We start from the raw sequence: 18,212 nt of genomic DNA, 5'->3' as shown, positions 1-18,212 counted from the left end.
GGATCGGATGGATATTCAGTTCACGGAAGAGCAGGAATTGCTGCGATCGAGCGTCCAGCGCCTGCTGCGCGACCAGTACGACTTCGAGGCGCGGCGCAAGATCGTGGCAAGCGAGGAAGGCTTCAGCCGGAAGCAATGGGCGGCTTTCGCCGAACTCGGACTGCTGGCTGCGCCGTTCTCCGAGGGCGCCGGCGGTCTCGGCGGCGGTCCGCTGTCGACCATGATCGTCATGCATGAGTTCGGCCGCCACCTCGTCCTCGAGCCTTTCGTCGAGACGGTGGTGCTGGCCGGCGGCCTGATCGAGCACGTGGGCACGAAGGAGCAGCAGCAAAGCTTCATCCCGAGCATCATCGACGGCTCGAAGATCTGGACGCTGGCCTGGACGGAGAAGGGATCGCGTTTCGATTTTGCCGATGTCACGACGAGGGCGCGGCGGGACGGGAGCGACTACGTCCTGACCGGCTCGAAGACCATGGTGATCGCCGCGCCCTGGGCCGATCATCTGATCGTCTCGGCGCGCACCTCCGGCAACGATCGTGACCGCGGCGTGAGCCTGTTCGTGGTCGATCGCCGTGCTAGCGGCCTCGATCTCCAGAGCTTCAAGACCATCGACGGTCGCCGGGCAGCCGAGGTCAGCCTGCGCGATGTCCGCGGCCAATTGCTGGGCGCGGAAGGCGAGGGCGTTGCCGCGCTGGAAGCCTGCCGCGACCGCGCCATCGGCGCGCTCTGCGCGGAAGCCGTCGGCGCCATCGGCGAGCTGAACTCTGCGACGCTGGACTATTCCAAGACCCGCAAGCAGTTCGGCACCACTATCGGCTCCTTCCAGGTGTTGCAGCATCGCATGGTCGACATGTTCATCGCCCATCAGGAGGCGCTCTCCCTGATGCAGCATCTGAGCCTCAGCCTCGGCACCGGCGATTCCGGACTCTCGCGGCTTGCCTCCGGCGCAAAATCGAAAATCGGCTATGCCGGCAAGTTCGTCGCCGATCAGGCGGTGCAGCTTCACGGCGGCATGGGAATGACCGACGAGCTCAACGTCGGGCACTATTTCAAGCGCATCTCCTCCATCAACATCCAGTTCGGCGATCCCGCGTTCCACCTGCTGCGCTACGCGCAGCTGGACACGGCCGCGTAAGCAGAGAGGCCAGCATGACGACAGAAGCAGTCATCGTTTCCACCGCCCGAACGGCCGTCGGCAAGGCCTATCGCGGCGCGCTCAACAACACGGACGGCCCGACCCTGGCAGGGCACGTGATGGCCGAAGTGGTGAAACGCGCCGGCATCGCGCCCGGAGAAGTAGAAGACGTGGTCATGGGCTGCGCGATGCAGCAAGGCACCATGGTGATGAATGTGGCGCGCAAAGGCGCGATCCGCGCCGGCCTGCCGGTGACGGTCGCCGGCACCACGATCGACCGGCAATGCGCGTCCGGCCTGCAGGCCATCGCGGTTGCTGCGCGTTCGATCGTGCTCGACGGGGTCGAGGTCGCGATCGGCGGCGGCATCGAGTCGATCAGCCTCGTGCAGAACGAGCACATGAACAAGTTTCACGCCGTCGACGACGAGCTGATGGCGATGAAGCCCGAAATGTACATGTCGATGCTCGATACCGCCGAGGTCGTTGCCGAGCGCTACAAGATCGGCCGCGACAAGCAGGACGAATACAGCCTCGAGTGCCAACGCCGCGTCGGCGCCGCGTTACAGGCCGGCCGCTTCAACGACGAGATCGTGCCGTTCACGACCAGGATGGCGCTGTTCAACAAGGACACCAAGGAGGTCACCTACGAGAAAGTGACGCTCACAAAGGACGAAGGCCCGCGTCCCGAAACCACCGCCGAAGGCCTCGCCAAGATCAAGCCGGTGTTCGAGGGCAAGACAATCAGCGCGGGAAATGCCAGCCAGCTCTCGGACGGTGCCTCGGCCTGCGTGATCATGAGCGACAAGATTGCGGCCAGAAAGGGCCTCAAGCCGCTTGGCATTTTTCGTGGCTTCGTCGCTGCCGGCGTCGAGCCGGACGAGATGGGTGTCGGCCCGGTCGCCGCGATCCCGCGCCTGCTCAAGCGCCATAACCTCAAGATCGACGACATCGACCTCTGGGAGCTGAACGAGGCCTATGCGGTGCAGGTGATCTATTGCCGCGACAATCTCGGAATCGATCCGGACAAGCTCAACGTCAACGGCGGCTCGATCGCGATCGGTCATCCCTACGGCATGACCGGGTCGCGGCTCACCGGCCATCTCCTAATCGAAGGCCGGCGACGCAAGGCGAAGTACGGCGTGGTGACCATGTGCATCGGTGGCGGCATGGGCGCGGCGGGCTTGTTCGAAATCATCCACTGAGCGGGAACGCGGGAGATCATTCGTGAAGACAGCAATTACCGAACTGTTCGGCATCGAGCACCCGATCATCCAGGGCGGAATGCACTATGTCGGCTTCGCCGAAATGGCGGCGGCCGTCTCCAACGCGGGCGGGCTCGGCTTGATCACGGGCCTGACGCAGAGAACGCCGGAGCTGCTGGCCAAGGAGATCGCTCGCTGCCGCGACATGACGGACAAGCCGTTCGGCGTGAACCTGACATTCCTGCCGACCTTCAGCGCGCCGCCCTATCCGGAGTACATCGCGGCCATCAGAGAGGGCGGCGTCAGGATCGTCGAGACCGCCGGGCGCAGCCCCGAACAGTACATGCCGGCCCTGAAGGCGGGCGGCATCAAGGTGATCCACAAATGCACCTCCGTCCGGCATTCACTGAAGGCCGAGCAGATCGGTTGCGATGCCGTCAGCGTCGACGGCTTCGAGTGCGGCGGCCATCCCGGCGAGGATGACATGCCGAACATGATCCTGTTGCCGCGCGCCGCGGAGGAACTGAAGATCCCGTTCGTTGCCTCGGGCGGCATGGCGGATGCGCGCAGCCTGGTTGCCGCCCTGGCGATGGGCGCTGCGGGCATGAACATGGGCACGCGCTTCATCGCCACCAAGGAAGCGCCGGTGCACGAGAACGTCAAGAAGGCGCTGGTCGCGGCGACGGAACTCGACACCAGGCTCGTGATGCGCGCGCTCCGGAATACAGAGCGGGTCCTGAACAACAAGGGCGTCGAGCAACTGCTCGAGATCGAGCGCGAGAAGGGCAAGAGCCTCAAGATCGAGGACATCCATGACCAGGTGGCGGGCGTCTATCCCAAGGTGATGATCTATGGCGACATGGATGCGGGCGCCTGGAGCTGCGGCATGGTCGTCGGGCTCATTCACGACATTCCGACCGTGAAGGAACTGATCGACCGCATCATGGCGGATGCGGAAAGACTCATCCGGCAGCGCCTGACTGGTTTCCTCGACGGCGCCGGACAGCGGCCGGCTGCGGCTCGGGCTATGGCTTAGCCCGGGAGGACATACCGCTTCCGGACGTTCTGACGGAGGCTATCCGCACGCATGGTCATGCGTGCGTCGATCTTTGTTGAAGCTCAACGGGTCAGATCGACGGCCTTCGGCAGCTTCGGAGGCATTTATGGACCAGGCCGACTTCCACTACTACGAGCCTTCGAAAGGCCACGGGCTCCGGCATAATCCGTTCAATGCGATAATCGCGCCGCGTCCGATTGGGTGGATCTCATCGCGCAATGCAGCCGGTCGATTGAACTTGGCCCCCTACAGTTTTTTCAACGCGTTCCTCTACGATCCTCCGATCATCGGATTTTCCTCGATTTCGTGGAAAGACACCGTCAAGAACGTCAGCGAGACGCGCGAATTCGTCTGGAATCTGGTCACCATGGATCTCGGCGAGCGCATGAACGTGACAGCGACGCCGCTCGATCACGGTGTGAGCGAGTTCGAAGCAGCCGGTTTGACGCCGATACCCGGACGCCACGTTGCTGTGCCGCGGGTGGGCGAGAGCAGGGCCGCCATGGAATGCAAGGTCGTCGAGGTCTCTCAGCTGGCCAACGCACGCGGAGAAAAGGTCGAAGGATGGTTCGTGCTTGGTGAGGTCGTCGCGGTCTACATCGACAAAACGTTGATCGAGGACGGCGTGTACAACACGGCACTTGCGCGTCCCATTCTGCGCGCCGGCCGGGGTGGAGATTATCTCGAGGTCAGGACCGAGAACATGTTCGAGATGAAGCGCCCAGCGGGCAGCAGCAAGCCGGAATTCCACGGGACCTGATTGCGCTGGAAACAGGCTCAATTGTCGGGCCGGCCAAGCCTTGCCGCGTTTTGCCCGACAGGCCTAAGCCCGACTTCGCAAAGCCGATAGTGACTGAACGGAAACGCGTGCGGAGTCATACGCCCATCAAGACCCCCGGGCCCCGCGCGTACAGGCCAAGAGCCAGCAGGGAAAACGCGCTCATCACCACGCCCAGTGCAAACATTGCTTCATGTGACACTGTGGCAGCAAGCCATACGCCGATTGCCGCGATCATCATCTGCAAGAAACCCAGCAGCGCCGAGGCCGCGCCGGCTTTCTCGCCGAATGGAGACAACGCGCGCGCCGTGGCCAACGGACTGACAATGCCCATGCCGAGGAGATATACGCTCATCGCGCCTAGAAAGGGCAAGAAAGTCGGGTTGATCAGCGAGATGAGCAGGACCGCAAGGCTGCTGGCGGCCGTCGCGCACAAACCTGCCCGGATCGGACCATCGAGCCCGTAGCGTGGTGCCAATCTTGTGGCAAGCATACCCGCGGCGAATACGATGAAGACGGTGCCGGCAAAGAAGAGCCCGAGCTGGATCGGCGTGAAGTGCAGCGCTTCGATGAATAGGCGCGGCGCAGCGGAAAACATCGAGAACAAGCCGCCCATAGTGAGGCTCGAGGCGGCAGCGGGGGTAGCGAAGCGACGGTCTCCAATCAGACCGGCATAGGTCCTGCCGACGACAACTGGATTGAACGGCGTGCGGATCGAATTGTGGGTTTCGCCAAGAACGATGGCGTAGGCAACGGCGCCGACGGCGGCAAAGGCCGCGACCAGCGCGAATTCGGCGCGCCAGCCCAGGCTATGGTCGAGGGCGCCGCCAAGCAGCGGCGAGAACCCGGGAGCTGCGGACATCACGATCATGATGAGCGCCATCGCGCGTGCCAGTGCCGCGCCACTGAACATGTCGCGGGCGATGGCGCGAGACAGCACTGACGTCGCGCAAGCACCTGTTGCCTGCACGACGCGGCCGATGAGGAGATTGGGCAGGTCGGTTGCCAGACCACACCAAACGCTGCCGGCGAAGAACACGGCAAATCCGATCAGGACCGGCCACCGTCTTCCGTAGCGATCCGAAAGCGGTCCGACCAGGAGCTGGCCTAACCCGAACACTGCAAGAAACACGGTGATGGCGGACGTGACCTCTGCAGTCGTGACATTCAACGAGATCGCAATCTGCGGCAGAGACGGCAGCAAGATGTTGGTCGCAAGCGTTCCCATCGCGGCCAGCACGGAAAGGATCGCGATCGGCAGGACGCTGGAGCTAGGAATGTCCCGCGACGCGGTGTTCGTCATATCAGCCATGGATATTCCTCGTCGCGGGGATGGGTAGATCAAGTGGCGAGTGACGCGGTTCGCGCCGCTCGCCGAGTCCGTCTCGTCGGTCCAGCCGTCATATCAGCGGACGACGCGCTCGATCGCGATGGCGGTAGCTTCGCCGCCGCCAATGCAGAGCGACGCGACGCCGCGCTTGAGGTTTTGCGCTTCGAGCGCGTGCAGCAGCGTCACGATCAGCCGCGCGCCGGTGGCGCCAATGGGATGACCTAGCGCGCAGGCGCCGCCGTTGACGTTCAGCTTTTCTCTGGGGATGCCGAGATCCTTCTGTGCCGCCATCGCGACGACGGCAAATGCCTCATTGATCTCGAACAGATCCACGTCGCCAACGCTCCAGCCGACCTTGTCCAATAGCTTGCGAATAGCGGGGATCGGGGCCGTCGTGAACCATTGTGGCTCCTGACTGTGGGTGGCATGGCCCTTGATCTCGGCGAGCACCGGAAGGCCGTCGCGAGCGGCGAGCGAGCGTTTCGCCAAGATGAGCGCCGCAGCTCCGTCAGCATTGGCGGATGAGGCGGCGGGCGTGATGGTGCCGTTGGCGCGGAACGCGGCTTTCAGCCCGGGGATTTTGGCGGGATCGACTTTGAGCGGATGTTCGTCATTGGAGATGATCCGGGGTCCGGCCTTCTCGGTCAACGTGATTGGAGCAATCTCAGCCTTGAACGCGCCGCCTTCAACCGCCCTGCGGGCGCGGGTCAAGGTCTCGATCGCATAGTCGTCCTGGTCTTTGCGGGTGAATTGATAGGCCTCCGCCGTGGCCTCGCCAAAGTCCCCCATCGAGCGTCCAGTCTCGTAGGCGTCTTCCAACCCGTCCATCAGCATGTGGTCGATGATGCGGTCGTGGCCAGCGCGATAGCCGCCACGCGCCTTGGCCAGCAAATAGGGCGCGTTGCTCATGCTCTCCATGCCGCCAGACAGAACGATCTCGGCGGAGCCCGCATTGATAATATCGTGAGCCAGCATGGTGGCCTTCATGCCGGAGCCGCAGACCTTGTTGATGGTGGTGGCGCCGGTGGCATCCGGCAATTTGGCGCCGCGCGCGGCCTGGCGTGCCGGCGCCTGGCCCTGTCCGGCTGGCAACACGTTGCCCATGAACACTTCGTCGATCCGCTCGGGCGCCAATTTGGCTCGTTCGAGAGCAGATCCGATCACATGGGAGCCGAGCTTGTGGGCACTGAGTGGCGAGAGCTCGCCCATGAAGCGGCCAAGCGGCGTACGGGCCGCGGAGAGGATGACGACGGGATCGGAAGCGGCGGCCATGGCGAATTCTCCTGTTGATCACTTCGTTATATGACGATAGTCATATAACATGGGCGACATTGCAATGAAATATTGCCGTCGCTTCAAAAGCGCGGTCCAGAAGCGCTGGTGGATGGGATCGGTCGAACGGCCGGTCACCGAGCAGCTTGCACGGAGGGGAGATGCGTTACGTAGGAGACCATAGGCGCCAGACCCACAGCCGGATCGTTGAAAGTGCCTCCTACGGCTTGCGTCAAAACGGTGCCGAGGGGCTTAGTGTTGTCGAGTTGATGAAGCTCGCCGGTCTTACGCACGGCGGGTTCTATAACCATTTCGAGTCGCGTGCCGCGCTTGTTGGCGAGGCAATTGCGTTTGCGATGGATCAAACGGCCGAGCGGTGGAAAAAACTGGCGAACCGGAAGGCGAATGAGGATCGTTTCGGGACGTTGATCGCCGATTATCTCAGTTCCCGCCACCGCGACAATCCCAGACAAGGCTGCGCGCTTCCAGCCCTGGCCGCTGATGTCGCTCGATCGAGCCCGAGGGAGCAACGGGCGCTTGCTTCCAAGCTGGAGAAGATGATCGACATCCTGGTCGAATTGCTTCCCGCCGAGGGTCCTCAACAGGCACGCCAAATCGCGACGAGCACCATTGCGACCATGGTTGGATCAATCGTGCTATCGCGTGCTGTCGGCGCCGGGAAGCTTTCCGACGATATTCTCGACGCCGGACGGATGACTGTCTGCGGCCGGACTCACAAGCGGCAGCGTAGAACAGCAAAGGCGATGAGCTGCGACAAACCATAATCTGGGAGGTGCCCATGACGGCCGGCAAGTGGCTCAAGACAGCCTGCAACCTGTGTTACGTAAACTGCGGCATCGAGGTCTGGGTGAATGAGGGGCGCCTCGAGAAGGTACGAGGCGACCGTTCAAACCCGAAGTCGCAAGGCTATCTGTGCAACAAGGCGGCGCGCATTCCCTACTATGCGCATCACAGGGATCGGCTCACGACCCCGCTACGTCGTCGCGCCGATGGCGGCTTTGACGAAATCGAGTGGGACGTCGCGGTCGCAGAAATCGCGGAGCGGCTTCGAGACGTCGTCGACAGGTATGGCGGCAAGAGTATTGCCCTTTATGGCGGCGGCGGGCAGGGCAACCACGCCGGCGGTGCCTACGCCAGTGGCTTGTTGCGCGCGTTGGGCTCGCGCAGCGTCTTCAACGCGCTTTCGCAGGAGAAAACCGGCGATTTCTGGGTCAATGGCCACATGTTCGGCAGCCAAACCTGCCACACGTCAGAGGACGTCCATCATTGCGATCTCTTGCTTGTCATCGGGGCAAATCCCTGGATCGCGCACGGCTTCCCCAATGCGCGCAACCATCTCAATCAGATCCGCAAGGATCCAGCACGCAAGCTGATCGTCATCGACCCCCGTCGAACCGAAACCGCAGAGATGGCGGATCTGCATCTTGCGGTTCGCCCCGGTGCCGATGCGTTTCTCCTTGGCGCGCTGCTGGCCACGCTCGTGCGCTCCGACCGAATCGACCACGCGTTCATCGAAGCGCACACGATCGGCTTCGCGGAAGTGAGGCAAGCGCTATTGAACATCCCCGTTGAGGAATGGGCGGCCGCCGCCGATATCTCGATCGCGGAGCTGGAGAGCTGCGCCGCGATGATCGCAGCCGCGAAGGCCATGGTGGTTCGGGTTGAACTCGGCATCCAGCAAGGCGTCAACTCGACACTCAACTCCTATCTTGAAAAGCTCTTGATCATGCTTTCCGGCAATTTCGGCCGCGAAGGTACCAACCAATTGCATAGCTGGCTTCAACCGCTATGGGGAAACTCTCCGAACCAGACATTCGCGCCGACCGGCGACGCGATCATTGGGGGCTTGTTGCCGCCCAACATTTTCCCCGAAGCGGTACTCAAGGATCATCCAGAGCGGTTGCGATGCGCCTGGATCGACAGCTCCAATCCCGCCAACACCGCCGCAAATACCGTGGCGGTGGAACGCGCGTTGCAATCGCTAGAGCTATGCGTTGTGGTCGACGTTGCGATGACCGAAACCGCACGGCTCGCGCACTACGTTCTCCCGGCCTCCACACAATACGAAAAAACCGAATTTACTCTGTTCAACTTCGAATTTCCGACCAACTATTTTCATGTCCGCGCCGGTGTTCTGCCGCCACTTGCCGGCACCTTGCCGGAGCCCGAGATCTACACGCGGCTCGCCGTTGCCCTGGGGCTTCTGCCGGGTGACAATGTGCTCGCGCCGCTACGCGAAATAGCACGGCGCTCGCGACCTGAATTCACCGCGGCGTTTCGTGCTTTCATCGCGGAGAACCCTGCGGCAGTGCCTGCCCTGGTGCTCTACCATACGCTGGGGCAGACGCTTCCGGACGGTACCGCGGCTGCGGCGCCGATGTGGAGCGCGGCACAGGCCTGCGCGAAGCGATCGCCGCAAGCGGTGTGGCGGGCGATCGGCGCATCCGAACAGGTGGCGGACCATCAGCTCGGAGATCTCCTGTTCGACACCATCGTGGCCTCCCGGCAAGGCACGGCGGTTACACGGCACGAATATGACGAGGTCTGGTCACTGATCGGCCATTCGGATCGCAAGGTTCGGCTGATCGTCCCGCAGATGCTGGAATGGCTGGCGCGTCTCGATCCGCAAGCCGCTAGCGCGCCAAAGGAGTTCCCGTTCGTGCTGGCGGCTGGTGGCCGCCGCATGTTCAATGCCAACCAGATATTTCGCGATCCCGCGTGGCGTCGCGACGACCCGGACGGCGCCCTGTTGATCAATTCGCGCGATCTGAGCGAGTTGGGCGCGAAGGATGGTGACTGGATCGCGGTGGAGTCGGCGGCCGGGCGGCTCGTCGTCCGCTGCAAGGTCGATGACGCCATGCGGAACGGCCAATTGGCGCTGCCGCACGGCTACGGTCAGGCATACCCGACATCAGACGGAGAGCGCCTGATCAACGGACCGCGCATCAATCTACTCACCGAGAGCGGCAACCGCGATCCCATTGCGGGCACGCCCTACCACAAGAACGTCGCGGTTCGACTGGCCTTGGTGACCGAGCACGAAGCTGCCGCCTGTCAGTCGCAATCCGAGCGGATTCATAAGAGAGCGGCCGGACAATAGCTCGAAGGGAGCGTCGAATGACCGAGAAACCAATCGCAATCGTGACCGGAGTGGGGCCAGGCACGGGAGCTGCCATCGTCAAGCGCTTCTCTGCTGGCGGGTTTCGTATCATCGCGCTTGCCCGCTCAGCGGAGCTCATCAATCGACTTGCGCAAGAGCTTCCGGACGTACACGCGGTGGCCTGCGACGTCTCGGAGGAGGCTCAGGTGCGGACTGCAGTCGCTGACGTAAAGCGCCGCTTTGGCGCGGCTGACGTTCTCATCCACAACGCGGTCGGAGGGGGCTGGGGGAGTTTTCGCGAGATCGATCCGAAGATGCTGAAGGGCAACTTCGAAGTCAACGTGATGGGCCTGTTGTACCTGTCGCGAGAAGTGGCGCCTGACATGATCGATCGGGGCAAGGGCGCAATCCTGGTGACCGGCAACACCTCTTCGATCCGAGGCAAAGCCAATTTCGCCGGATTCGCGCCGACGAAGGCGGCGCAGCGCATTCTGGCCGAGTCGATCGCACGTGAAGTAGGACCTCTCGGCGTCCATGTCTCCTACGTTCTCATCGACGCCGTTATCGATACGCCCCGGATGCGCGCGCGGATGAGCGACAAACCGGATGAGTTCTTCATCAAGCCGGCGGCGATCGCCGACGAATTATTGCATCTCTACGGTCAGGATCGCTCGGCCTGGTCGTTTCTCACGGAACTGCGGCCATTCAACGAAAATTGGTGATGCGCGAACACGGGCACGGCGCGCTGGGTCACTTTGGAGAGTTCTCCGCGGGACTTGAAAGGTCAGAAACATGACTGATGGATCCATCTCGGTTGATACGGGGACGGACGAACTGCTGTGCGCGATCCGGGATCGCGTCGCGGTGATTACCTTGAACCGGCTCGAAGCCCGAAATTCGTTGTCCGATCATCTTACGCCGGCGTTGCGCCGGATGATCAAACAGAATGGAGATGATCCTGAGGTCGGGGCCCTCCTGATTACCGGTGCAGGCACTGCCTTCTGCTCGGGCGGCGATGTTAAGGGAATGGGCGGCAACGCTGCCGCGCCGGCGATGTCATTCAGCGACAAGGTTGCGCGATTGCGGGAACGTCAGCGAACCCTGACCGGCGTACTTGTTTCGGTGCGGAAGCCCACCATCGCGGCTTTGCCGGGACCGGCGGCTGGCGCCGGGCTTGCGATCGCACTCGCTTGCGACCTTCGTATTGCGGCCGAATCCACGATCATGACGACGGGCTATGCCAGGATTGCGCTCACCGGCGATTACGGCATTTCGTGGCTGTTGACCCGGCTTGCCGGGACGGCACGTGCTCGCGAACTGATGTTTCTGTCTGAACGGATCAGTGCACGGCGCTGCGAAGCATTGGGCCTCATCAATCGCGTGGTGCCTGATTCCGAACTGCAAAGCGAAGCATTCGAAATGGCGAGAGCATTGGCGAATGGCCCGGCGAGCGCCTATGCCTCCATGAAGGATAATCTCGACCTTGCGCTGTCGGCCGCCTTCCTGACGTCACTAGATCAAGAGGCCGAGAGGATGGTCCTCGCGGCGGGCACTGCGCAGCACGCCGAAGCTGTCCGGGCTTTTATTGAGAAGCGTCCGCCGACTTACAGGTGAAACTCTTTCAGGTCATGACTTCGAAGGCCTAGCACGCCGTACCCACAACCGCACAAGCTGGAGCTGCCAAGCAAATTGCTCATTCGACTGCGGCGATACGAATGGGACGCGTTCCGATCGGAGCGCCGGTCGCGCGGTCGATGGTGAGGGGATCGATCTCCGTTCCGTTCTCGGCATCAAAGAACCGGGTCACCTTGCCTCCGCTGCGATGCTTGCGTCCCCACGCACCAATCGCGAATAGGACCGGCAAGAAGTCGCGCCCGGCTTCCGTCAGCACATATTCGTGCCGTGGCGGACGGTCTGAATAACGGCGTTTCTCCAGCACTCCCTCGTCAACCAGCGCCGAAAGGCGCCCCGTCAGCATCGTCGGCGCGATACCGAGACTCCTGCGAAAATCGTCGAAGCGGGTCAGCCCCGCATGGGCGTCGCGCATGATCAGCATGCTCCATGCGTCTCCGACCAGCGCCAGGCTCCGGGCGATCAGGCAAGGCTGGGCCGAAGGTTTTTTCATGTAAGTCTCATTTTGGTAGTTACTTGATACTAAATTGATAGTAACAGATCATTCGTCGGTGTTCCACACCAAATTGGGAAGACCGGAGCCGAGGACGCGGAATTGCGCTGATGCCGGGTGCTTCCGCCAGCATTGGGCTGGCGTCGGGGCCAAGGCCAACACAGCGGCATATCAACACGTGCACCTCTTCGTGCGCACAGGAAGAACCGCGTCATCCGATATCCCTCTGATCCCAGGGATTCCGGTGTCAGCCGAACTATGGAGTAAGTGATGTCAACTTATGTCAGCCACCCAGGATCGGTCGTGCGCTATGTCGATGCGCCGAATCTCTCGATCAGTGCTGCAGGAACAACTTTTGCCTATCGCGATATCGGTCCACGCACTGGCGTGCCATTGATCCTTCTCAACCATTGGGGCGCGGTTCTCGACAATTTCGATCCACCGATCGTCGACGGGCTCGCCACCAGGCATCGCGTGATCGCGATCGACTACCGCGGCATCGGCGCTTCAGGCGGGAAAGCGCCTGTTAGCGTTGGCGAAATGGCAGAAGATACGATTGCTCTGATCGCCGCGCTGGGCTTTGAAAAAGTCGATCTGCTCGGCTTTTCCCTCGGCGGCTTCGTAGCCCAGGATATCGCGCTGAAGGCCCCTGGTCTCGTGCGAAAGCTGATTCTGACCGGCACGGGCCCGGCAGGCGGCAAAGGTATCGAGAAGGTCGGGCCGGTGTCCTGGCCGCTGATGATCAAGGGCTTGCTGACTTTGCGAGACCCGAAATTCTATCTGTTCTTCACCTCCACGGCCAATGGCCGCCGGGCCGCAAAGGCCTTTCTGGAAAGGCTGAAGGAGCGCAAGTCAAATCGGGACAAAGGAGCCACGCCAGCGGCCTTGTTGCGGCAGCTCAAGGCGATCAAAAGCTGGGGCCAGCAAGCGCCTCAGGATCTCGGCAGCCTCCGCATCCCGGTCCTGATCGCGAATGGCGATAACGACATCATGGTGCCGACCGCAAACAGCACCGACATGGCACGGCGTATCCCGGGCGCCCAACTGGTCATCTACGAAGATGCCGGGCACGGCGGGATTTTCCAGTACCACGCCGATTTCGTGCCGAAGGCGCTGTCGTTCCTCGACGCCTGACGCCGTGACCAAGTTTTCAAATTGGAGATGACATCATGAAGGCATTCGTGGTCGACAAATATAAGAAGAAAGGGGCTCTGCGCTCGGCAACCATGCCAGAACCGCAGTTGCGGGACGACGATGTCCTGGTTCGGGTTCACGCAACTGCTGTGAACGTCCTGGACTCCAAGCTCAGGGATGGAGAATTCAAGCTCATCCTGCCGTATCGTCCGCCCTTCATTCTGGGCCACGATGTTGCCGGGACGGTCGTCAGGGTTGGCCGCAATGTCAGGCGATTCAAGGCAGGCGACGAGGTCTATGCGCGGCCGGGCGATCATCGGATCGGAACATTCGCCGAATTCATTGCCATGAACGAAGCCGACGTGGCGCCGAAGCCTGAGAACATCAGCATGGAAGAGGCCGCTTCCATCCCGCTGGTGGGGCTGACCGCCTGGCAGGCGCTAGTCGAGGTGGGCAAGCTGAGGCCCGGCCAGAAGGTCTTCATCCAGGCCGGCTCCGGCGGGGTGGGGAGTTTCGCGATCCAACTCGCCAAGCATCTCGGTGCGGTCGTTGCGACGACGACGAGCGCGAAGAATGTCGATTTGGTCAAGAGCCTCGGCGCGGACTTGGTCATCGACTACAAGACCCAGGATTTCGAGAAGGTCTTGTCGGGCTACGATCTGGTCCTGCACAGCCAGGACGCCAAGACGCTTGAAAAATCTCTGCGCGTGCTCAAGCCGGACGGCCTGCTCATCTCGATCTCCGGGCCGCCCGACCCCGAATTCGCCAGGGAGCAGGGGATGAACCTCTTCCTGAAACTGGTGCTGCGTTTGCTGAGCCACGGTGTGCGGAAGAAAGCCAGAAAACTTGGTGTGCGCTTCTCATTCCTGTTCATGCGCGCGCAGGCACAGCAGCTACACGAAATCACGTCCCTGATCGAATCCGGCGTGATCCGTCCGGTCGTGGACAAGGTTTTCCCGTTCGAAGAAACCGGCGACGCGCTCGCCTATGTCGAGACCGGGCGCGCAAAGGGCAAGGTCGTGATTGCGGTGAAACAGTAGTTCCGTAACGGTGCCGCCTGCGTTGCGACGCCATACGCCGGCCGGCACCAAGTGCATCCGAGGAAACGACATGACTGAATCCAACCGCGATACACAGGCTTTCCCGCAGGACGTTGCACTCATTGTCGGCGGTGGCCCGGGCATCAGTTCGAGTTGCGCCAGGCTGTTCGCGGAAAACGGGATGCGTGTCGCCGTCGCAGCCAGGAATCCGGAAAAAGCCGTCCTTGAGACTCTCGAAAAGAGGCACGGCGTGCGTCGGTACGCCTGCGATGCAAGCGAACCGGCGGCCGTGGCGCAGCTGTTCGCGAATGTCGCTCGAGAGATCGGAGCGCCGAGGCTTGTCGTGCATAACATCGATGGCCGCGTTCCCGGCATTTTCCGCAAGGGCATTCTCGAAGCCGACCCGATGATGGCGCTCGAAACAATCCGAAACTCGGCATTCAGCGCGTTTCTGGTAGGTCAACAGGCAGCTCGGCTCATGCTCGGAAACGAACCCGACGTCAATGGTACGAGAGGAACGATAATCTTTACGAACGCCAGCGCGGCGCTCAAGGGCTTTCCATCGAGTGGTGCATTTGCGATGGCGTGCCATGCCAAGTCCGGACTCGCGCAAAGCATGGCGAGAGAATTGATGCCGCAGGGAATTCATGTGGCGAACGTGCCGATCGATGCCGCGATCGGTTGGACTCAGGAAGACGGGACCCGCGCGCACCGGCTGGCGGGAACGACCGTGGACGACAACATGGCCGACCCTGTCCATATCGCGGAAACCTATCTGCAGCTTCACCGCCAGCATCGGTCGACCTGGGCTTTTGAAGTCGTGCTGCGGCCGTGGGTCGAGAAATGGTAATTACGCTCAGCTGATCCCTCCGAACAAGTGCGCGGAGATCACCAATTCTAAATTGGAATTCGATTTCCGCACCAAGAATTCCGCCATTTGCCGGTACATTGACGTCTGCTTGTCCTTGACAGTTCTATTTTAGAACGGTTTACTCCGCGGGCCGATAAGAATGAAGGGTGCGGACCTCCCGGTTGAAGGGGGCCGCGCATGCTGCCGAAAACAAGGCGCGAGGGAGGATGGCATGAGGAGCGTGGACGAGCTCACCGCAGCCGAACTGCTGGACGGCCTGCCGTCCAGAGTGCACGAGGTTTATGCGCCGTTCGTGCGGGATATTCCGGATCATCCGGCCTTCGTGGAAGGCGGACGTTCGTGGAGCTACCGGCAGTTCTCGGATGCTGTCGACACTACTGCAAAGAATCTCGCCAGTTTGGGCATCGGGCCCGGTGATCGCGTGATCATTGCAAGCGAGAACAGCGTGGCCCTGGGTGCGATGCTCTTCGCCGCGAGCAAGCTCGATGCCTGGGGTATTCCGGTCAATCCCCGCCTTTCGCCCCGAGAGATCGACCTGATCGGGACGCACAGCGGCGCCAGACGCGTGCTGTTGAACTCGGCTCTGTCGAAGGAAGCGGCCGACCATGCCAGCCGTATCGGTGCGAAAATCGGCGCCGTCGGGCCATTTGGTGGAATCGGTGTCGGTCCTCTCAATGCGGATGCCGAAGCGAAGCCCGTCGAGAAGGATGGCGCCCGCCAGGTCGCGGGCCTTTTATACACCTCGGGCACGACCGGCGCGCCGAAGGGCGTCATGCTGAGCCACCGCAACCTCCTCTTCGCCGCAAGGACGTCGGGAATCCTTCGCCGAAGCAGTCCAGACGACCGCATTTACGGCGTGCTGCCGATGTCGCACATCGTCGGGTATGCGATCCTGCTGATTTCGACGCTGATGCACGGCGGCACGTTGCATGTCGTAGCCAAGGCCGATCCCGCCGCACTGGCTCATGCTATCGCCAAGGAGGGGATCACGAGCCTGTTCGGCGTGCCTGCCACATATCAGCGTCTGCTCGAATACAAGGCGGTCAAGGGCATCCAACGGCTCGAACGGGGCAGGCTGCGGATCATGGCGGTCGCCGGTGCTCCGCTCGACCTCGATCTCAAGAAGCGGATCGAGGACGAGTTTGGAATCCCGCTGCTGAACAATTACGGCATAACGGAATGCTCACCCGGACTCACGGGGGTCCGTTCGGAACAGCCTGTCTCGGACGAGTCCGTCGGCCCGTTTCTTCCCGGCATCGAGCACCGGATCGTGGACGGACAAGGAAAAAAGGTGGCGACCGGTGAAGTGGGCGAATTACACGTTCGCGGTCCGAACATCATGCTCGGCTACTATCGTGCGCCCGACCTGACGGCGGCGGCGATCGATGAGCAGGGATGGTTCAACACGGGGGATCTCGCGCGGGTGAACGGCAAGGGGCATCTCTACATTGCCGGCCGCACCAAGGAGCTCATCATCCGCTCCGGCTTCAACGTTTATCCCGCCGAAGTGGAGGCCGTCCTGAACGCGCACGACCAAGTCGTTCAGTCGGCCGTCGTCGGACGAAAGGTCGACGGCAACGAGGAGGTCGTCGCGTTCGTTCAGCTTCTCCCCAGTGCGAGCATCAGCGCGGAAGACCTCAAGGCGTACACGGCCGAGTTGCTGACGTCCTACAAGCGTCCGACCGAATTGATCGTGCTCGACGCTCTGCCCTCGGCTTCCACCGGCAAGATACTGAAACACAAGCTCCGGGAGATGGCGAACGAACAGGCCGCCCCGAAGGCGTCCCGTGCGGCAGCCGCTGGCTGACGGGCGTTAGGAGTGATTTGAACGGCAATATGCCGGTTCAGGAAAGAACGGTGAGCGACGGATTTGTCGCCGTAGGGAGATGACAATGTTGAGAAGCGCCATGATTGTAGCCGCGCTCGCGGCATCCATAGCCGGCGCGCATGCGCAGACGCCGGGCGTCACCGAATCCGAGGTGAAGATAGGGGCGACGTTCCCTTTTAGCGGCCCCGCTTCGCCGCTCAGCAATACCGGAAAGGGCATGATCGCCTACGTCAATTCGATCAACGAGCGTGGCGGCATCAACGGGCGGAAGATCAACCTCATCACCTACGACGATGGTTACAGCCCTCCCAAGACGGTGGAGCAGACCAGGAAACTCATCGAGAGCGACGAGGTGGCGTTCCTGTTTGGCCCGTTGGGTACGCCCGGCATCAGCGCCACCGTCAAGTACGTCAACGCGAAGAAAGTGCCGCACCTGTTTGTCGTGAGCGGGGTCAGCAAGTTCACGAACTTCACTGAATTCCCCATGACCACGACGGGATTGCCAAGCTACGACACCGAAGGACGAATCTACGCCAAATACATCACCCAGACCCGGCCCGACGTGAAGATCGCCATACTCTATCAGAACGACGATTTGGGTAAGGACTTCGTCAATGCATTCAAGGCCTACCTGAAGGACGATTTCGACAAGAAGGTCGTCGTGTCCTCCTATGAGGTGACCGAGCCAACCATTGATTCCCACGTCGTGTCGCTGAAGTCGTCTGGGGCAGAGGCCTTTTTGGTGGCCGGCACACCGAAATTCGCAGCGCAGGCCATCAAGAAAGTCGATGAGATCGGTTGGAAGCCTCTGTTCCTGATCAACTTCGTTTCGAGCTCGGTGTCGTCGACCATCGTCCCCGCGGGACCGGAAAAGGCCGTGGGCATCGTCGCCGCGACCATCACGAAGGATCCGAACGACAAGAAATGGGCAGACGATCCGGGCATTAAGTGGTACCGGGACTTTTTTGCCAAATACCTGCCGGGCGCGGATATCGGCGACAACAATTATCTGTTCGGTACCCAGCAGGGACAGATCCTGGAGCAGGTGCTCAAGCAGTGCGGCAACGATCTCTCGCGCGAGAACATCGTCAAGCAATCGCGGAGCATACGCGGGCTGTCACTTCCCACTTCCGTACCGGGTGTCGTGATCAACACGGGCCCGGAAGGCAGCATGGCGTACACGCAGCTACAGCTTCAGCGCTGGAACGGGACCACGTGGGAGCAATTCGGTGACGTACTCAGCGCCGACGGAAAGTGAATTGTACCTTCTGAACATGCGGATGATCTAAGCCCGCAAAACGGCCAACTGAACCATGGAG

At 61.6% G+C, this 18,212-nt stretch carries 16 protein-coding genes; 13 read left to right on the top strand and 3 right to left on the bottom strand.

What is annotated here, in order from left to right; translation table 11 throughout:
• The first annotated feature begins 7 nt into the window (after positions 1 to 7).
• The 4 genes from E4K65_RS10350 (at position 8) to E4K65_RS10335 (ending at position 4,154) form a co-directional block, all read left to right on the top strand.
• Positions 8 to 1,135 carry an acyl-CoA dehydrogenase family protein gene (locus E4K65_RS10350; RefSeq protein ID WP_135174054.1) on the top strand — a complete coding sequence of 376 codons (1,128 nt, stop codon included), beginning with the start codon at positions 8 to 10 and terminating at the stop codon, positions 1,133 to 1,135.
• A gap of 14 nt (positions 1,136 to 1,149) precedes the next feature.
• The gene (locus E4K65_RS10345; RefSeq protein WP_135174053.1) at positions 1,150 to 2,337 is read left to right on the top strand and encodes an acetyl-CoA C-acyltransferase; all 1,188 of its coding nucleotides are present in this window, start codon (positions 1,150 to 1,152) and stop codon (positions 2,335 to 2,337) included.
• A 22-nt stretch (positions 2,338 to 2,359) separates the two neighbouring features.
• A complete protein-coding gene (locus E4K65_RS10340; protein ID WP_135174052.1) occupies positions 2,360 to 3,373 on the top strand; it encodes an NAD(P)H-dependent flavin oxidoreductase in 1,014 nt (337 codons plus the stop codon).
• Positions 3,374 to 3,500: 127 nt separating this feature from the next.
• Entirely contained in the window at positions 3,501 to 4,154 is a 654-nt protein-coding gene (locus E4K65_RS10335) for a flavin reductase family protein (protein WP_018322613.1), read from the top strand.
• 115 nt (positions 4,155 to 4,269) lie between these two features.
• Here the strand turns inward: E4K65_RS10335 and E4K65_RS10330 are convergent, their stop codons facing one another.
• Positions 4,270 to 5,484: a multidrug effflux MFS transporter gene (locus E4K65_RS10330; protein WP_235885562.1), complete on the bottom strand. Its 1,215-nt coding sequence runs from the start codon at positions 5,482 to 5,484 to the stop codon at positions 4,270 to 4,272.
• A 93-nt stretch (positions 5,485 to 5,577) separates the two neighbouring features.
• On the bottom strand, positions 5,578 to 6,774 hold the full coding sequence (locus tag E4K65_RS10325; RefSeq protein WP_135174051.1) for an acetyl-CoA C-acyltransferase: 1,197 nt from the start codon (positions 6,772 to 6,774) through the stop codon (positions 5,578 to 5,580).
• Between the two features lie 161 nt (positions 6,775 to 6,935).
• On the opposite strand from E4K65_RS10325, the gene E4K65_RS10320 reads away from it, so the two are divergent.
• From E4K65_RS10320 to E4K65_RS10305, 4 genes are all read left to right on the top strand, one after another.
• Positions 6,936 to 7,559: a TetR/AcrR family transcriptional regulator gene (locus E4K65_RS10320; RefSeq protein WP_135174050.1), complete on the top strand. Its 624-nt coding sequence runs from the start codon at positions 6,936 to 6,938 to the stop codon at positions 7,557 to 7,559.
• Positions 7,560 to 7,573: 14 nt separating this feature from the next.
• Positions 7,574 to 9,895 (top strand): molybdopterin-dependent oxidoreductase, encoded by a 2,322-nt coding sequence (locus tag E4K65_RS10315; RefSeq protein WP_135174049.1) that lies wholly within the window; start codon positions 7,574 to 7,576, stop codon positions 9,893 to 9,895.
• Positions 9,896 to 9,912: 17 nt separating this feature from the next.
• On the top strand, positions 9,913 to 10,617 hold the full coding sequence (locus E4K65_RS10310) for an SDR family NAD(P)-dependent oxidoreductase (RefSeq protein ID WP_135174048.1): 705 nt from the start codon (positions 9,913 to 9,915) through the stop codon (positions 10,615 to 10,617).
• 70 nt (positions 10,618 to 10,687) lie between these two features.
• Positions 10,688 to 11,509 (top strand): enoyl-CoA hydratase-related protein, encoded by an 822-nt coding sequence (locus E4K65_RS10305; RefSeq protein ID WP_135174047.1) that lies wholly within the window; start codon positions 10,688 to 10,690, stop codon positions 11,507 to 11,509.
• Between the two features lie 79 nt (positions 11,510 to 11,588).
• Here E4K65_RS10305 and E4K65_RS10300 read toward each other — a convergent pair whose 3' ends face one another.
• Complete coding sequence (locus E4K65_RS10300; protein WP_135174046.1) at positions 11,589 to 12,020, bottom strand: winged helix-turn-helix transcriptional regulator; 432 nt, start codon at positions 12,018 to 12,020, stop codon at positions 11,589 to 11,591.
• Between the two features lie 270 nt (positions 12,021 to 12,290).
• Between E4K65_RS10300 and E4K65_RS10295 the strand changes: the two genes are divergently transcribed.
• From E4K65_RS10295 to E4K65_RS10275, 5 genes are all read left to right on the top strand, one after another.
• Entirely contained in the window at positions 12,291 to 13,154 is an 864-nt protein-coding gene (locus E4K65_RS10295) for an alpha/beta fold hydrolase (protein ID WP_135174045.1), read from the top strand.
• Between the two features lie 35 nt (positions 13,155 to 13,189).
• Positions 13,190 to 14,194 (top strand): NADP-dependent oxidoreductase, encoded by a 1,005-nt coding sequence (locus tag E4K65_RS10290; protein ID WP_135174044.1) that lies wholly within the window; start codon positions 13,190 to 13,192, stop codon positions 14,192 to 14,194.
• A 70-nt stretch (positions 14,195 to 14,264) separates the two neighbouring features.
• The gene (locus E4K65_RS10285) at positions 14,265 to 15,044 is read left to right on the top strand and encodes an SDR family oxidoreductase (RefSeq protein ID WP_135174043.1); all 780 of its coding nucleotides are present in this window, start codon (positions 14,265 to 14,267) and stop codon (positions 15,042 to 15,044) included.
• A gap of 232 nt (positions 15,045 to 15,276) precedes the next feature.
• Complete coding sequence (locus tag E4K65_RS10280; RefSeq protein ID WP_135174124.1) at positions 15,277 to 16,872, top strand: class I adenylate-forming enzyme family protein; 1,596 nt, start codon at positions 15,277 to 15,279, stop codon at positions 16,870 to 16,872.
• 85 nt (positions 16,873 to 16,957) lie between these two features.
• Positions 16,958 to 18,151, top strand: coding sequence for an ABC transporter substrate-binding protein (locus E4K65_RS10275; protein WP_167770700.1), 1,194 nt, complete (start codon positions 16,958 to 16,960; stop codon positions 18,149 to 18,151).
• Positions 18,152 to 18,212: the final 61 nt, after the last annotated feature.

The organism is Bradyrhizobium niftali (assembly GCF_004571025.1).
In the GTDB taxonomy this organism is placed as follows: domain Bacteria; phylum Pseudomonadota; class Alphaproteobacteria; order Rhizobiales; family Xanthobacteraceae; genus Bradyrhizobium; species Bradyrhizobium niftali.
This window is presented reverse-complemented; position numbering and strand designations above follow the sequence as displayed.